The organism is Muricoccus harenae (assembly GCF_009848505.1).
In the GTDB taxonomy this organism is placed as follows: domain Bacteria; phylum Pseudomonadota; class Alphaproteobacteria; order Acetobacterales; family Acetobacteraceae; genus Roseomonas; species Roseomonas harenae.
Genome location: NZ_WWDL01000024.1, coordinates 54,823 through 70,213 on the forward strand (window position 1 = coordinate 54,823; position 15,391 = coordinate 70,213).

A 15,391-nucleotide genomic window follows, 5' to 3' on the forward strand; every position below is an offset into this window, starting at 1 on the left:
GGGCGGAACGTCGCGCGGCGCCTCGGAGGCGTCAAGCGACCCACCCCCGGGCTCGGCTTCTCAGTGGATCGGCGACACGTTCCGGGACAGCGGATTCTGGTCCGCCGGCAGGTCGTGCAGGTGGCAGGCGGCGGTATGGCCCAGGCTCGTCGGCTTGAGCAGCGGCTCATCGACGCGGCAACGATCGAACACATAGGGACAGCGCGTGTGGAAGCGGCAGCCGCTGGGCGGGTTGATCGGGCTGGGCACGTCGCCCCGTAGGATGATCCGCTGCCGCGCCGAACCCGGCTTCGGAATCGGCACGGCCGAGAGGAGCGCCTCGGTATAGGGGTGCTTCGGCGCCGCGAAGAGGCTCCGGCGGGGTGCCACCTCGACGATTTTGCCAAGATACATCACCGCCACGCGATGGGTCATGTGCTCGACGATCGCCAGGTCGTGGCTGATGAAGAGCATGGCGAGGCCAAGCTTGGCCTGCAGGTCCTGCAACAGGTTGACGATCTGCGCCTTCACCGAGACGTCAAGGGCCGAGACCGCCTCGTCGCAGATGATCAGATCGGGCTCCGCCGCCAGCGCGCGCGCAATGCCGATGCGCTGGCGCTGCCCGCCCGAGAACTCATGGGGCCAGCGGGTGATGGCGTCCCGCGGCAGGCGCACGGTGTCCATCAGCTCCGCGAGTCGCCGGTCGAGATCGGCGTTGTTCTTGGCCATGCCGAAGTTGCGGATCGGCTCGGCCAGGATGTCCTTCACGCGCATGCGCGGATTGAGGCTGCTGAACGGGTCCTGGAAGACCACCTGCACCCGCCGGCGGAGCGGCCGCAGCGCGGAGGCGGTCATGGTGTCGATCCGCTGTCCGTCGAGCACGACCTGGCCGGAAGTGATGTCGAAGAGGCGCAGCACCGCCTTGCCGACGGTGGACTTGCCGCAGCCCGACTCGCCGACGAGCGAAAGGGTTTCGCCCTTGGCGATGTCGAAGGAGATGCCGTCGACCGCATAGACATGGCCGGTGACACCGCCGAGCAGGCCCCCGCGTAACGGGAAGTGCTTCTTGAGGTCGTCGACGCGCAGCAGCGGCGCGGTGGTCGAAAGTGTGGCGCTCATGCCGCGAGGCGCTCCTTCTCGGCATAGTGGCAGGCAGCGACGTGGTTGGGCGCCTTCGCCTCGAGCGCCGGGGGAACGGCGCGGCAAAGGTCAGTCGCCTTGGGGCAGCGGCTGGCGAAAACGCAGCCCTCGATCTTGGTCTTGAGGCTGGGCACCAGGCCGGGAATTTCCGCCAGGCGGGTCTCCTCGCCCGTAAGGGAGGAGCCGAGCTTCGGCACGGCACCGAGCAGCCCCTGGGTATAAGGGTGCTTCGGATCGGCGAAGAGGTCGACCACCCCCGCCTCCTCCACCTTGCGGCCGGCATACATGACGATCACCCGCTCCGCGACTTCGGCCACGACGCCTAGGTCATGGGTGATGAGGACGATGGCGGCGCCGACGCGATGCTTCAGGTCCCGCATCAGGTCGAGGATCTGGGCCTGGATGGTCACGTCGAGCGCGGTGGTCGGCTCGTCCGCGATCAGCAGCTTCGGATTGCATGCCAGCGCCATGGCGATCATCACGCGCTGGCGCATGCCGCCCGAGAGCTGGTGCGGATACTCGCGTACCCGCCGCTCCGGCGCCGGGATGCCGACGAGCTTCAACATTTCGATCGAGCGCTGCTCGGCCTGCTGCTTGCTCAGTCCCTGGTGCAGCCGCAGCGTCTCGCCGATCTGCCGCCCTACGGTCAGCACCGGGTTCAGCGAGGTCATCGGCTCCTGGAAGATCATGCTGACATCGTTGCCGCGGATGGCGCGCATCTCGCGGTCCGACAGCTTCAGCAGGTCCTTGCCCTGGAAGATGACCTCGCCGGCGATCTTCCCGGGCGGCTCTGGGATCAGCCGCAGGATGGACATGGAGGTGACGGACTTGCCGCAGCCGCTCTCCCCCACGATCGCGATCGTTTCGCCGGCATTCACGTGGAAGGAAAGCCCGTCGACGGCGCGGTTCACGCCGTCGGGGGTGCGAAAATGCGTCTGGAGGTTCCGGACGTCGAGAAGAGGCGTTTCAGCCATGCTCAAACCTTCTTCGCCATGCGGGGGTCCAGCGAATCCCGCAGGCCATCGCCCAGCAGATTCACCGCCAGCACGGTGAGGGACAGGAAGATCGCCGGGAAGAAGACGATGTAGGGCTTCACCTGCCAGAGCGCCCGGCCCTCCGCCATGATGTTCCCCCAGGAGGGGATGATCGGCGGGGTGCCGGCGCCGATGAAGGAGAGGATGCTCTCCGCGATCATCGCACTGGCGCAGATATAGGTGGCCTGCACCGTCAGCGGCGCCAGGGTGTTCGGCAGGATGTGCCGGAAGATGATGCGGGGCGCGGAGGTACCGGAGGCCACGGCCGCATCGACATAGGGCTGCTCACGCAGGGACAGCACCACGCCGCGGACGAGACGCGAGACGCGGGGGACCTCGGCGATGGTGATGGCCAGAATCACGTTCCCCACGCTGCCCCGCGTCAGCGCCATCAGCGCAATGGCCAGCAGGATGGACGGGATGGACATCAGTCCGTCCATGATCCGCATGATGATGGCATCGGCCCAGCGCACGAAGCCGGAGATGAGCCCGATGGTCAGGCCAATCACGGAGGAGAAGAAGGCGACGGAGAAGCCGACGATCAACGAGACCCGCGCGCCGTAGAGCACGCGCGAATAGACGTCCCGACCCAGCATGTCGGTACCAAACCAGTACATAGCCGAAGGCTCGCGGGTGCGGCGGGCCGGGGCGAGTGCCGTCGGGTCCACCGTCCACAGATAGGGCGCGAAGATCGCCATCAGCAGGATCAGGATCATCAGCAGGCCGCCGAGACCCATGACCGGGTTGCGGCGGAGATAGCCAATGAAGCCGCGCCGGGGCTTGACCGGGGGGAACACGTCCGGAAGGGGCGCGGCCGCCGCGACATCCTCTGAGCGGAGGATGCCCGGCTCGATGGTTGAGGTGCTCAATACCGGATCCTCGGATCGAACAGAGTGTAAAGAAGGTCGATCACCAGGTTCACCAGAACATAGGTGAAGGAGAAGAGCAGGATTACGCCCTGGATGACCGGGTAGTCGCGACGGAGGATGGCGTCCACCGTCAGCCTGCCCAGGCCGGGAATGGCGAAGACGCTTTCCGTCACCACGGCGCCGCCGATCAGCAGCGCGACGCCGATGCCGATGACGGTGACGATGGGAACGGCGGCGTTCTTCAAAGCATGCAGGAAGAGGATGCCCCTCTGCCCGACGCCCTTAGCCCGGGCCGTGCGGATGTAATCCTGCTGCAGCACCTCCAGCATGGTCGCACGGGTGATCCGCGCGATCAGTGCGATATAGACGCCGCCGAGGGCGATGGCAGGCAGGATCAGGTTCTGGAACCAGGGCCAGATGCCGCGGGAGAAGGGCGTGTAGCCCTGCACCGGCAGCCAATCCAGCTCCAGCGCAAAGACATAGGCGAGCAAGTAGCCCACCACGAAGACCGGCACGGAGAAGCCCAGAACGGCGAAGCCCATTACCGCCCGGTCAATCCAAGTGCCCTGCTTCCAGGCCGCGATGACGCCCATCGGGACGGCGATGCTGACCGCCAGGATGAGAGTGATGACCATCAGGGACAGCGTCGGCTCGATCCGCTGCTGGATCATCGTGCTGACCGGCAGGTTGGTGAAGATCGAGACGCCGAGGTCACCCCGCGCGATGTGCCAGACCCATTCGCCGAAGCGGACGAGATAGGGGCGGTCGAGGCCAAGGCTGGCCCGGATCCGCTCCACATCAGCCGGCGTGGCTTGGTCGCCCGCGATCACCGCCGCCGGGTCACCCGGAGAGATATAGAGAAGACTGAAGACGAACAGTGCCACCACCGCCATGACGGGGATGGTGGCAACGATCCGGCGGAGCGCGTAGGCGAACATCCCGGTTCCTTAGCTCTTGGAGACGCCCCAGAAGAAGGGCAGCGGTCCCTTTTCGATGCCCGACACATTGCTGCGCCAAGCAGTGTAGAAGGAGAAGAAGCCTGTCGGGCAGAAGACCACATGGTCCATGGCGGCCTTGTTCAGCTCTGCCATGGCAGCCTTCTCCTGGTCCAGCGTGGTGGCGGCAAACCAGGCGTCCCGCTTGGCCTCCACCTCGTCGCTCTTCGGCCAGCCGAACCAAGCCCCGTCGCCATTGGCGCGGATCCCCGTATAGGCGGACGGATTGATGCAGTCGGCGCCGGCATGCCAGGAGAAGAAGATGTTCCAGCCGCCCTGCGCCGGCGGCGTCTTCACCGCGCGGCGGCTCCCCACTGTACCCCAATCGGTCGCGACGTAGTCGATGTTCATGCCGATCTTCTTCAGCGCCTCGCTCGTCACGTCGCCCTGGGCCTTGGTGATCGGCTGGTCCTGCGCGACCAGCATCACCACCGGCTCGCCCTTGTAGCCGCTCTCCATCAGCAGCTTCCTGGCGGCGTCGTAGTTCCGCGGTCCCTTCAGCAGGTCACCGCCCGCCTCCGAGTAGAGCGGAGTGCCAGGGGTGAAGTAGCCTGGCAGGCGCTTCCACATGTTCTCGTCGTCGCCGGCGATGGCGCGCAGCACGTCCTCCTGGCTGATCGCCATGAGCACGGCGCGGCGGGCGCGCACGTCGTTGAAGGGCGGATGCAGGTGGTTCATCCGCAGCGTACCGATATTGCCCAGCGGATCGGCGACGTCAGTCTTGATGCTGCGGCTGCGTCGGAGCTGCGGAATGAGGTCGCTGATCGGGTTCTCCCACCAGTCCACCTCGCCGCTCTGTAACGCGGCGGCGGCGGTGGCGGCATCGGGCATCACCATCCATTCCACGCGATCGATCATCGCGCGCTTTCCACCGGCCAGCCAGGAAGCTGGCTCGCTGCGCGGCTGGTACTCCGCGAACTTCGTGAAGACTGCCTTGGCACCCGGCACCCATTCATCCCGGACGAAGCGGAAGGGGCCCGAGCCGACATATTCGGTGATCTGCTGGAAGGGATCCGTCCTGGCGATGCGCTCCGGCATGACGAAGCTGCAGGGCGAGTTGTTCTTCGCCAGCGCCAGCAACATCTTCGGATAAGGCGACTTCAGCGACCAGCGGAAGGTGCGGTCATCCACCACCACCAACTCGTTCTGGATGGCGAGGATCATCTGTCCCATCGGGTCACGCACGGCCCAGCGCTTCAGGCTGGCAACCGCGTCCTTTGCCAGGACCGGCTCCCCGTCATGGAATTTCAGGCCCGGCCGGAGCTTGAAGGTCCAGACGAGTCTGTCGGAGGAAACCTCCTCGTGCTCCACCATCTGCCGCTGCGGCTGGATCTGGGCGTCCACGCCATAGAGTGTGTCCCACACCATCGCCGCGGCGTTGCGGACGACGTATTGCGTGCCCCAGATCGGGTCAAAATTGGCCAGGTTGGCCTGGGGCACGAAGCGCAGGGTGCGCGCCGCGGCCCCCTGCGACAGGGCTGGTGCGGCAATTCCGGCGGCGGCGAGCCCCGAGCCGACCTTCAGGAACGAGCGACGATCCATCATCAAACCCCCATACGGCCGGCCTTCGCCGTGCCCATCCACCCGTAGGGCGCAGACTGCCGCAGAACGAACAGCCGCGCCACCTTATCAGCCCCGGGCCTAGCACGGAGCATGCCAGCCTCAGCTCTTGCCGATGTTCCAGAAGACCGTGGCAGGAGCGCGAAACACGCCCGCAACATTGCGTCGCCACACGCTGGGTTGCCAATAGAAGCCGAGCGGAATGTAGGGCAGTACCTCCATGGCCCGGGCATTCAGCGCGGCCGCGATGCGCTTGCTCTCGGTCTCGTCCGCCGCCTCCAGCCACTGCGCCCGCAGCGCCTCAATCCGATCGTCCTGCGGCCAGCCGAACCAGGCGTTCGGCCCGTTGGCGCGCAGGAAAAGATGGATGGTGGGCACGCCGAGGTCGCTGCCGGAGGAGGTGGTGTGCACCACGCTCCAGCCCCCCTTCTCCACCGGCTCGCGGCTCGCGCGGCGCTGCACAACGGTACCCCAGTCGGCTGAGACCACCTCGACGTTCAGCCCGATGCGCGTCATCAGATCGGCGGTCACGAGGGACAGCGCGTTGATCTGCGGGTAGTCGCTGGGCGCGATCAGCACCACCTTCTCATTGGCATAGCCCGATTCACGCAGCGCCGCGCGCGCGCGCTCGATGCTGTGGGTGCGGAGGATCTCGCTCCCCTGGTCGCTCCCCAGGTCGGTGCCGCAGGTGAATACGCCCTCGCAAACACCCCAGCCCTTCGGGTCATCCCCCGCCACGGCACGCAGGTAATCCCGCTGGTCCACTCCCATGGCCACGGCACGGCGCACGGCGAGGTTGTTGAAGGGTGGGTGCAGGTGGTTGAAGCGCAGCACGCCATAGGTGCCTTCCAGCAGGCGCTGCTCCACCACCAAGTCCCGCGAGCGGCGCAGCAGCGGCAGCAGATCGTGCAGCGGGTATTCCCAGTAGTCCTGCTCGCCATTCACCATGGCGGAGGAAGCGGTGGCAGGGTCGCTGATCACCGTCCACTCCACGCGGTCCAGCCGCGGGACACGCCCGCCGGCGAGCCCGTTCGGCTCCTCCTGCCGCGGCCGGTAGCCGTCGAACTTCTGCCAGACGGCGCGCTGGCCGGGGTTCCACTCATTCGCCACGAATCGGAAGGGGCCGGAACCCGTCGCGTCGCGCACCTGCTGGAAAGGATCGGTCTTGGCGATCCGCTCGGGCATGACGAAGCACGGATTCTGGCTCTTCCCGATGGCTAGGGCGAGGAAGGGAAAGGGTCGCTTCAGCCGAAAGCGGAAGCGCCGGTCGTCCAGCGCCGAAAGTTCGTCCACCTGCGCAGCCAGTGCCTGGCCGAAGACGTCACGCACCATCCAGCGCCTGAGGCTCGCCACGCAGTCGGCGGAGCGTACCTGCTCGTTATCATGGAAGCGCAGGTTGGGGCGCAGGGTGAAGGTCCACTCCCTCCCGTCACTTCCGATCTCCCAACCCTCCGCCATCTGCGGGCGCGGGGTGTTGGTGGAATCCACGGCGCAGATCTGGTCATAGACGAGATAGGCGTGATTGCGCGTGACCACGGCGGTGGTCCAGACCGGATCCAGACTGGTCAGGTTGGCCTGGGGAATGACGCGCAGCGTGCGTGCCTCGGTGCCCTGCGCGATGGCCGGGGCATGCACGGCGGAGAGACCTGGGGCGGCAGCCGCCGCAACCAGTCCCTTGAAGGTGTCGCGGCGGCGGATCATCAGGATCTTCCTCAGCTACGCTTGATGTTCCAGAAGATGGCGAAGCCCGGCACACGGTCCTTCAGGTCGCGCTTGATGCTGGTGAGCGACTTGTAGGCACCCACCGGGACATAGGGCAGCTCGTCCATGGCCACGCGCTGCATCTGCTGCGCGATGCGCTTCTGCTCATCGAGGTTCGGCGCAACGAACCACTCGTCGCGAAGCGTCTCCAGCTGCGGGATGTCGGGCCAGCCTGGCCAGGCGCTCGTGCCATTGCCACGCAGCGGGAAATGCGCTGAGGGATCGACGAAGTCGAAGGAGGAGAAGGAGGTGAGAATCATGCTCCACCCGCCCTTGTCGACCGGCTCGCGGCTCGTGCGGCGCTGCACCGTGGTGCCCCAGTCAGTCAGCACGATATCCGCGTTGAACCCCAGCCGCCGTACGAGATCGGCAGCCACCTGCGTCATGGCCGAAGGCGCGAGAATGTCGGTTGGGCCGACAAGGCGCATCGGCTGGTTGGTATAGCCGGCCTCCTTCATCAGCGCCTTGGCGCGGTCCAGGCTGCGCGGCCCCTTCAGCGGCTCCATTCCCACATCGCTCGCCAGCGGCGTGCCGGGAGTGAAGACGCCGGCCGGCTCCCACAGTCCCGGTTCCGTGCCGACGATGGCCTGCATGAAGTCGGCCTGGTCGATGGCTGGCAGGAGCGCCTGGCGCATCTTCTTGTTGTTGAAGGGCGCATGCAGGTGGTTGAAGCGGAGGATGCCAATGAGCGGCAGCGGGTCGATCGGCTCGATGGACAGTGCGCGGCTGCGGCGGAGTAGCTGCTGGATCTCCGGCGGCGGCTGCTCGAACCAGTCGATCTCACCGGCCTGCAGCGCGGCGGCCGAGGTGGAGGCATCGGTGATGATCTGCCACTCGACACGGTCGAAGAACACGTTCTTCGGGCCGGCCGTCAGGCTCGGCGTGCCCACGGGGGTGGGGCTGTAATCCGGGTTGCGCTCATAGACGACGAGGCTGCCCGAGTTGAACTCATCCGCCTTGAAGCGGAACGGGCCGCTGCCAACCGTCTCGCGGATCTGCTGAAAGGCGTCGGTCGCGGCGATGCGCTCCGGCATGATGAAGGCCGGGCTGTTACTCACCTGGGCGAGCGCCGAGAACAGGAAGGGGAAGGGCCGGTTCAGCCGGAACTGCAGGCGCCGGTCGTCCAGCGCCAAGAGGTCGTCCACGAATTCCGCAAGCTTCTGGCCCGAAGGCGAGCGCCGCATCCAGCGCTTGAGGCTCTGCGCGGCATCGGCGGCACGCACCGGCGTGCCGTCATGGAACTTCGGCCCCTGGCGCAAGGTGATGATGACGCGCTTGCCGTCATCCTCCACCACATGGCCTTCTGCGAGCTGCGGCTGTGGCCGGAAGCTCTGATCCATGCCGTAGAGGTTGTCATAGACCATATACCCGTGATTGCGGGTGATGTTTGCAGTGGTCCAGATCGGGTCCAGGCTCGTCAAGTTCGCCTGCGGCACCATCTTCATCACGCGCTGACCGGCAGGCTGGGCCAGCGACGGCATGGAGGGCGAGAACGCGGCGGCGCCCGCGGCCCCTAGAAGGTGGCGGCGTCGAATCATTGATCCTGCTCCCAATCGTCACGCCCATGTGAGCAGGCACTGGGGCACCGAGGCAAGCCCGGTTACACCCCCTGCCCGCCCCTCGTCTGATCTGGCCGGGTCAGGCCTTCTGAACGTTCCAGAACATCGGAAAGCCCTTCGGCACGCCCGAAATGCCGCGGCGATAGGCAGTGGCCTGGAAATACTGGCCCAGCGGCAGGTAAGGCACCTCCTGGAAGGCGACCTGCTGGATCTCCTGCGCAACCTTGCGCTGCGCCTCCAGGTCCGGTGCGTCGAGCCAGGCGTTCCGCAGCTCCTCGAGCTTCGGCATGGTCGGCCAGCCGAACCATGCGGCCTGGCCGTTGCCGCGCAGGCTCTGGCTGACGCCTGGGTTGATCATGTCCAACCCGGCCCAGAAGGTGAAGAACATGCTCCACCCGCCCTTATCCGGCGCCTCCTTGCTCGCGCGGCGCTGCACCACGCTGCCCCAGTCGGTCGAGACGAACTCCACATTCATCCCGCACTTCGTCAGCATGTCATTGCCGACCTGCGCCAGCGCGTTCAGCGACGGGAAGTCCGAGGCGGCCATCACCACCACCTTCTCGCCCTTGTAGCCTGCCGCCGCCAGGTCGCGCTTCACCTTCTCGAAGTCGCGCGGGCTAGTCAGCGCCTCCATGCCGACCTCACTCGCCAGCGGCGTGCCCGGCGGGAAGAAGCCGTTGCCGTCCTTCCAAAGCGAGCGGTCCGTGCCGATCACGGCCGTCATGTAGTCGCCCTGCACCACGCCGCCGAGCAGTGCGCGGCGGATCGCCGGGTTGTTGAAGGGCGGGTGCAGATGGTTGAAGCGCGCAATCGCGCAGAGCCCGGTAGGATCCGGGATCTCCATGACGATGTTGCGGTTACGGCGGAGCGTCGGCTGCAGGTCGGCGGTGGGCTGCTCCCACCAATCCATCTCGCCATTGCTCAGCGCGTTCGAGGCCGTCGCCGCATCAGGGATGACGTGCCATTCGATTCGGTCCAGGTGCACGCGCTTCGGCCCGGCCGTCCAGCTCACCGTTCCGTCGGCACGCGGAACGTAATCGGCAAACTTCTCGTAGACGATGCGGGAGCCGGCCACGCGCTCATCGGCCTTCCAGCGGAAGGGACCACTGCCGATGATCTCGCGGATCGGCTGCGCCGGATCGGTCTTCGCGACGCGCTCGGGCATGATGAAGCAAACCGGCGTGCTGGGCTTCCCGAGCGCCGAGAAAAGCATCGGGAAAGGCTGCTTCAACCGGAACAGGATCGTGCGGTCATCCGGGGCCTCCAGCGCGTCGGTTCGCGCCATCAGCACCTGGCCGAGCGCATCGCGCGCCGCCCAGCGGCGGATCGAGGCGACCGCATCCTTCGCCCGTACCGGCTCGCCGTCATGGAACTTCAGCCCTTCGCGCAGGCGGATGGTGACGCGCTTGCCGTCCTCCTCCACCGAATGGCCCTCGACCATCTGTGGCTGCGGGTTGAAGTCCTCGTCAAAGCCGTAGAGCGTGTCCCACACTGCATAGCCGTGGTGGCGAGTGACATAGGCGGTGGTGATGATCGGGTCGGTCACCGCCAGGTCGGCCTGGGGGATGAACTTCAGCACGCGCGAACCCGCTGCCTGGGCCAGGGCGGGGCGCGACAGGCCAAGCGGCGCGGCATTGGCCAGGGCCAGGCCGGCGCCACCGGCCAGGAAGCGACGACGATCCGTGGACATGCGCTCTTTCGTTCCTTGCGGGGATGCGGTGCGGGAGATGCGGCGAAGGCAAGCGCAGCCGCGCATCCGGCGCAAGCCCCCATGCGCGCCCCTTCACGGGCCGGCGCCCCAAGGCTAGAGGGATCCCGATGCAGGCCCGCGCCGCCCTTGACCGGATACTGCCTCCCCGGCGGCGGGCGCTGGTCGCAGAGTTCCTCCGCTTCGGGGTGGTCGGTTCGGCCGGGTTCGTGGTGGACACCGCGGTGCTCTATTCCGCCCTCGCAGCCGGCGCCGAGCTCTATGGCGGCCGCATCCTCTCCTATGTCGCCGCGGCCACTGCGACCTGGGCGCTGAACCGCGCCTGGACCTTCCGCGAGGCGCGAAACCGGCCCGGCGGGGCCGCGCTCGGCCGGCAATGGGCGCTGTTCCTGGCGGTCAACCTCGTGGGCTTCCTCGTGAATTACGGCACTTATGCCCTGATGGTCGGGAACTTGCCGGTTGCCGCGACCCATCCGGTCCTGGCCGTCGCCGCCGGGGCGCTGGCAGGCATGGGCGGCAACTTCCTGCTCTCCCGCCGCTACGTGTTCCGCTCGCCATGAGCGGTCCTCGCATTGCCGTCCTGATCCCCTGCCATGACGAGGAGGCGGCGATCGGCGGGGTGGTGGCCGGCTTCCGGGCCGCCCTGCCGGAGGCCGAGATCTATGTCTATGACAACAACTCCACCGACCGCACACGGGAGGTCGCGGCGGCAGCCGGCGCTACGGTCCGGACGGAGCGCCTGCAGGGCAAGGGCAATGTCGTCCGCCGCATGTTCGCGGATGTGGAGGCCGAGACCTATCTGCTGGTGGACGGTGACGGCACTTACGACCCCTCCGCCGCCCCAGCCATGGTTGCCCTTCTTCAGCAGGACCAACTGGACATGGTCACCGGCATCCGGATCAGCGATGCGGAGGGCGCTTACCGGCCCGGCCATCGCTTCGGGAACCTGATCCTCACAGGGGTGGTGCGGGGCATCTTCGGCAACCGGGCCACCGACATGCTTTCGGGCTACCGCTGCTTCTCCCGCCGCTTCGTGAAGTCCTTTCCGGCCCTGGCCGGCGGCTTCGAGACCGAGACGGAATTCACCGTCCATGCCCTCGAGCTCCGCCTACCCATCGCCGAGCTGCCCGCAGCCTACGGAGAGCGGCTGGCCGGTTCCGCCTCCAAGCTCCGCACCTACCGGGACGGGTTCCGTATCCTGCGGATGATCATCGCCCTGGTGCAGCGGGAGAAGCCCCTTCTCTTCTTCGGGGTGGGCTGCATGGGATTGGGTCTGGCCTCACTCATCCTCTTCGCCCCGGTGCTGGAGACCTTCCTGCGCACCGGCCTGGTCCCGCGCCTGCCCACCTTCGTGGCCTCTGTGACCTTGATGATGCTGGCCTTCCTCTCCCTCGCCTGCGGGCTGGTGCTGGACACGGTCACCAGGGGGCGAATCGAGGCGAAGCGCATCGCCTATCTGGCTCTTCCAGCTCCCAACGGAGCTTCCAGGACGAAAAGCATCAGCGAGGAACGTTCCTGATGGCGGCGGTTTGCATGGCTGGTCCGCCCAAGTATAGAAGGCTTCGACAAACTTAATTGACCATAGATGCGCGGGGCGGTGGTATAGCGTCACCGTTGACAGCGCTCGGTTACACGCCACGACTTGGCGGGCCCGGGGCTCCACGGAGAGCATGAACGTATGGTTTTGAAGGTTCCGAAGGCGGACGCGTTGTCCAATACTCTTGCCGCCTGTCGGTCGCAGTTCACAGCGGTAGGCGTATTCAGCCTCGTCGTGAATCTGCTTCAACTTACCGTCTCCCTTTACATGATGCAGGTTTTCGACCGTGTCCTGGCGACACGGAGCACGGACACGCTGCTCTGGCTGACCCTGGTCGCCATCAGCGCGATCGGGGTGCTGGCCTTGCTGGAGGGGGTGCGTTCTCAGGTCATGCAGCGCGTGGCGGTGTGGGTGGAGAGCCGGGTCGCGCCTGAGGGCTTTGCCCGCGCCCTGGAGGCCACGCTGCGGGACCGGCCCTATCGCATGGAGGCCCTGCGGGACCTCGCCGTCTGCCGCAACTGGCTCTCAGGCCCAGGGGCGCTGACCCTCTATGACGTGCCCTGGGTGCCAATTTACCTCGGCGTCGTCTTCCTCCTGCACCCGATGCTGGGCTGGATCGCAACAGGCGGCGCCGTGATCCTCTTCGCCCTGGCGCTGGCCAGTGAGCTGGCAACCTCCGCCCCGCTCCGCCAGGCTGGCACCGCCTCCATGGCTGCCCAGAAGCGGGCCGACGCCATCGCCCGCAACGCCGAGGCGGCGGATGCCATGGGCATGCTGCCCGCCCTGCTGCGCATCTGGCGCTCGGCGGTCTCCCAGGCCGTGCCGCTGCAGGAAAAGGCCGCGGATCGCGCCGCCATACTGATGTCGGCCACGAAGTTCGTCCGGCTGGCGGTCCAGATCGCCGTGCTGGGCATCGGCGCCTGGCTCACCCTGAAGCAGGAGATGACCTCGGGCGCGGCCATCGCCGGCTCGATCATCATGGGCCGTGCCCTGGCTCCGGTGGAGCAGTTGATTGGCGGCTGGAAGAACCTTGTCCAGGCCCGCCAGGCGCTGCGCCGGCTTCGCGCCTTCCTGTCCATGCCGCGCCTGCGGCCGGATGCGGAGCCCCTTCCCGCCCCCCAGGGACGCCTGACCGCCGAACGCCTGACCTTCGGCCTCCCGGGCCAGATGACCCCGCTGGTGAAGGGTGTCTCCTTCAGCCTGGAGCCCGGCGAGAGCCTCGGCATCATCGGTCCGTCGGGCTCGGGCAAGACCACCCTGCTCCGGCTGCTGGTCGGCACCCTCACCCCGATCGCCGGCAGCGCGCGGCTAGACGGCGCCGATCTCTCCACCTGGCCGCGCGAGGACCTGGGCCGCCATATCGGCTACCTGCCGCAGGATGTGGAGCTGTTCGAGGGCACCGTGTTCCGCAACATTGCACGGCTGCAGCCGGATGCGCCGCCCGAGGCGGTCCACCGCGCCGCACGTCTTGCGGGCTGCCAGGATGCCATTCTGCGCCTGCCGCAGGGCTTCGAAACCGAGATCGCCGATGGCGGCGCCCCGCTTTCCGGCGGGCAGCGGCAGATGGTGGGCCTCGCCCGCGCCCTCTACGGCTTCCCTCGCCTCATCATCCTGGACGAGCCCGACAGCAGCCTGGACGGCGATGCCGAGGCGCGTCTGCTCGAGGGGCTTGCGGCCTTGAAGGCGGCGGGCAGCACCGTGGTGCTGGTCAGCCACCGGCCGTCCCTCATCCAGGGCGTCGATAAGGTTCTGGTCATGCGCGACGGCGCGGCGGAGCTGTTCGGCCCGCGCGCCGAGGTGCTGGCCCGCCTCCGCGCTCCCCGTCCCGTCCAAGCCCCCCGCCCGGGCCCCAGTCTTCCGGGAGTGGCCGCATGAGCCTCACCACCACCTCCAATGCCGCCGGCGGCCTGCCGGCCGTCCCCTTTTCCTCGCCGCCCGTGACGCAGCCGATCCTGGAACGGCCCCGGCCGCGTACCAGCGGGCCGGTCATGCTCGGTTTGGCTGCGCTCCTGGCCTTCGGCGGCGGGCTGACTGCCTTTTCCGTGCTGGTGCCGCTCAGCGAGGCCGCCATCGCTCCCGGTGTCATCAAGGCCGAAGGCAGCCGCCGCACCGTCGCCCATCTGGAGGGCGGCATCGTGCGCGAGATCCTCGTGCGGGACGGCGACACCGTGCGCGTCGGACAGCCGCTGATGCGGCTGGACGACGTGCAGGCCGGCGCGAACCATGATGCCCTGCGGGCGCAGCGCTGGGCCCTCCTCGCCCAGGACAGCCGCATCGCCGCCGAACTCGCGGGGGCGACGGAGATCGCTTTCGCGCCTGCGCTGATGCAGGCCAACGAGGCCCGGGCCCTGGAAGCCATCAACGGCCAGCGTGTCCTCTTCGCCTCCCGCCAAGCCAGCTTGCGGAGCCAGTTGCAGGTGCTCGAGCAGCGCATCCTGCAGCACCAGTCGGTCGGCACCTCCGCCGAGGCGCAGCTGATCAGCCAAAGGCGGCAGCTCGAGCTTCTCCAGCGCGAGGAAGCGGACGTCCGCGGCCTGGTGCGCCAAGGGCTGGAGCGTATGCCCCGCCTGCTCGCGCTGCAGCGGCAGCTCGCCGCCACCGAGGGCACCATCGCGGACCTGACCGCCCAGAAGGACCGCGCCCGCGCCCAGGTGGCCGAGGCCGAGGCACAGATCCGGCAGGTGCTCGACCAGCGGGTGCAGGAGGTCTCGACCGAAGGGCGCGAGATCCGCGCAAAGCTCAACGAGGTCGAGGAGAAGCTGCGCGCCGCCGAGGACGTCTCCGCCCGCCGCGAAATCCTGGCGCCGGAGGACGGTACCATCCTGAACACGCGCTTCTTCAACCCCGGCGCCGTGGTGCGCGCGGGCGAGGCGGTGATGGAACTCGTGCCGGCGCGCGACAAGCTGATCGCCGAGGTGCAGGTCGCGCCCACCGACATCGACGTGGTGCATCCCGGCCTCCAGGCCGAGGTGCGGCTGCCCGCTTTCAAGCAGCGCCTGGTGCCCTTCCTGAACGGCGAAGTGACGGTGGTTGCGGGAGACGTGACCAGCGAGGAGCGGACGATGCGCGAATACTACCGTGTGCGCATCGCCATCGACGAGGGCCAGCTGGCCCGGCTGGAGAATGTGGAGCTGCGTGCCGGCATGCCGGTCGAGGCGCAGATCCAGATCGGCGAGCGCTCCTTCCTGCGCTACATGATCCAGCCGATCCTCGACAGCTTCCACCGCGCCTTCCGCGAGCAATAGGACT

Annotated in this window: 12 protein-coding genes; 4 read left to right on the forward strand and 8 right to left on the reverse strand. The window is 67.5% G+C overall.

Translation table 11 applies throughout. The features are described from left to right. Positions 1 to 60 precede the first annotated feature (60 nt). The 8 genes from GSE44_RS17085 to GSE44_RS17120 form a co-directional block, all read right to left on the reverse strand. Positions 61 to 1,098 (reverse strand): ABC transporter ATP-binding protein, encoded by a 1,038-nt coding sequence (locus GSE44_RS17085; RefSeq protein WP_159350037.1) that lies wholly within the window; start codon positions 1,096 to 1,098, stop codon positions 61 to 63. Next, positions 1,095 to 2,093 carry an ABC transporter ATP-binding protein gene (locus tag GSE44_RS17090; RefSeq protein WP_159350038.1) on the reverse strand — a complete coding sequence of 333 codons (999 nt, stop codon included), beginning with the start codon at positions 2,091 to 2,093 and terminating at the stop codon, positions 1,095 to 1,097. The genes GSE44_RS17085 and GSE44_RS17090 overlap by 4 nt, the downstream gene beginning before the upstream one ends. Positions 2,094 to 2,095: 2 nt before the next feature. Next, the gene (locus GSE44_RS17095; protein WP_201306115.1) at positions 2,096 to 3,022 is read right to left on the reverse strand and encodes an ABC transporter permease; all 927 of its coding nucleotides are present in this window, start codon (positions 3,020 to 3,022) and stop codon (positions 2,096 to 2,098) included. Next, positions 3,019 to 3,960, reverse strand: coding sequence for an ABC transporter permease (locus tag GSE44_RS17100; protein ID WP_159350039.1), 942 nt, complete (start codon positions 3,958 to 3,960; stop codon positions 3,019 to 3,021). Before GSE44_RS17100 ends, GSE44_RS17095 begins: the two co-directional genes overlap by 4 nt. Before the next feature lie 9 nt (positions 3,961 to 3,969). Then, a complete protein-coding gene (locus GSE44_RS17105; RefSeq protein ID WP_159350040.1) occupies positions 3,970 to 5,559 on the reverse strand; it encodes an ABC transporter substrate-binding protein in 1,590 nt (529 codons plus the stop codon). Positions 5,560 to 5,679: 120 nt separating this feature from the next. Continuing rightward, positions 5,680 to 7,278, reverse strand: coding sequence for an ABC transporter substrate-binding protein (locus tag GSE44_RS17110; protein WP_159350041.1), 1,599 nt, complete (start codon positions 7,276 to 7,278; stop codon positions 5,680 to 5,682). A gap of 11 nt (positions 7,279 to 7,289) precedes the next feature. Next, complete coding sequence (locus tag GSE44_RS17115) at positions 7,290 to 8,876, reverse strand: ABC transporter substrate-binding protein (protein ID WP_159350042.1); 1,587 nt, start codon at positions 8,874 to 8,876, stop codon at positions 7,290 to 7,292. 100 nt (positions 8,877 to 8,976) lie between these two features. Next, entirely contained in the window at positions 8,977 to 10,587 is a 1,611-nt protein-coding gene (locus GSE44_RS17120) for an ABC transporter substrate-binding protein (RefSeq protein WP_159350043.1), read from the reverse strand. 128 nt (positions 10,588 to 10,715) lie between these two features. Here GSE44_RS17120 and GSE44_RS17125 point away from each other — a divergent pair, with 128 nt between their 5' ends. The 4 genes from GSE44_RS17125 (at position 10,716) to GSE44_RS17140 (ending at position 15,387) form a co-directional block, all read left to right on the forward strand. Next, positions 10,716 to 11,165, forward strand: a complete 450-nt coding sequence (locus GSE44_RS17125; RefSeq protein WP_159350044.1) for a GtrA family protein — start codon at positions 10,716 to 10,718, stop codon at positions 11,163 to 11,165. Beyond that, positions 11,162 to 12,124 carry a glycosyltransferase gene (locus tag GSE44_RS17130; RefSeq protein WP_159350045.1) on the forward strand — a complete coding sequence of 321 codons (963 nt, stop codon included), beginning with the start codon at positions 11,162 to 11,164 and terminating at the stop codon, positions 12,122 to 12,124. Before GSE44_RS17125 ends, GSE44_RS17130 begins: the two co-directional genes overlap by 4 nt. Before the next feature lie 159 nt (positions 12,125 to 12,283). Further along, positions 12,284 to 14,017 (forward strand): type I secretion system permease/ATPase, encoded by a 1,734-nt coding sequence (locus tag GSE44_RS17135; protein ID WP_159350046.1) that lies wholly within the window; start codon positions 12,284 to 12,286, stop codon positions 14,015 to 14,017. Next, complete coding sequence (locus tag GSE44_RS17140; protein ID WP_159350047.1) at positions 14,014 to 15,387, forward strand: HlyD family type I secretion periplasmic adaptor subunit; 1,374 nt, start codon at positions 14,014 to 14,016, stop codon at positions 15,385 to 15,387. Before GSE44_RS17135 ends, GSE44_RS17140 begins: the two co-directional genes overlap by 4 nt. Positions 15,388 to 15,391 lie beyond the last annotated feature (4 nt).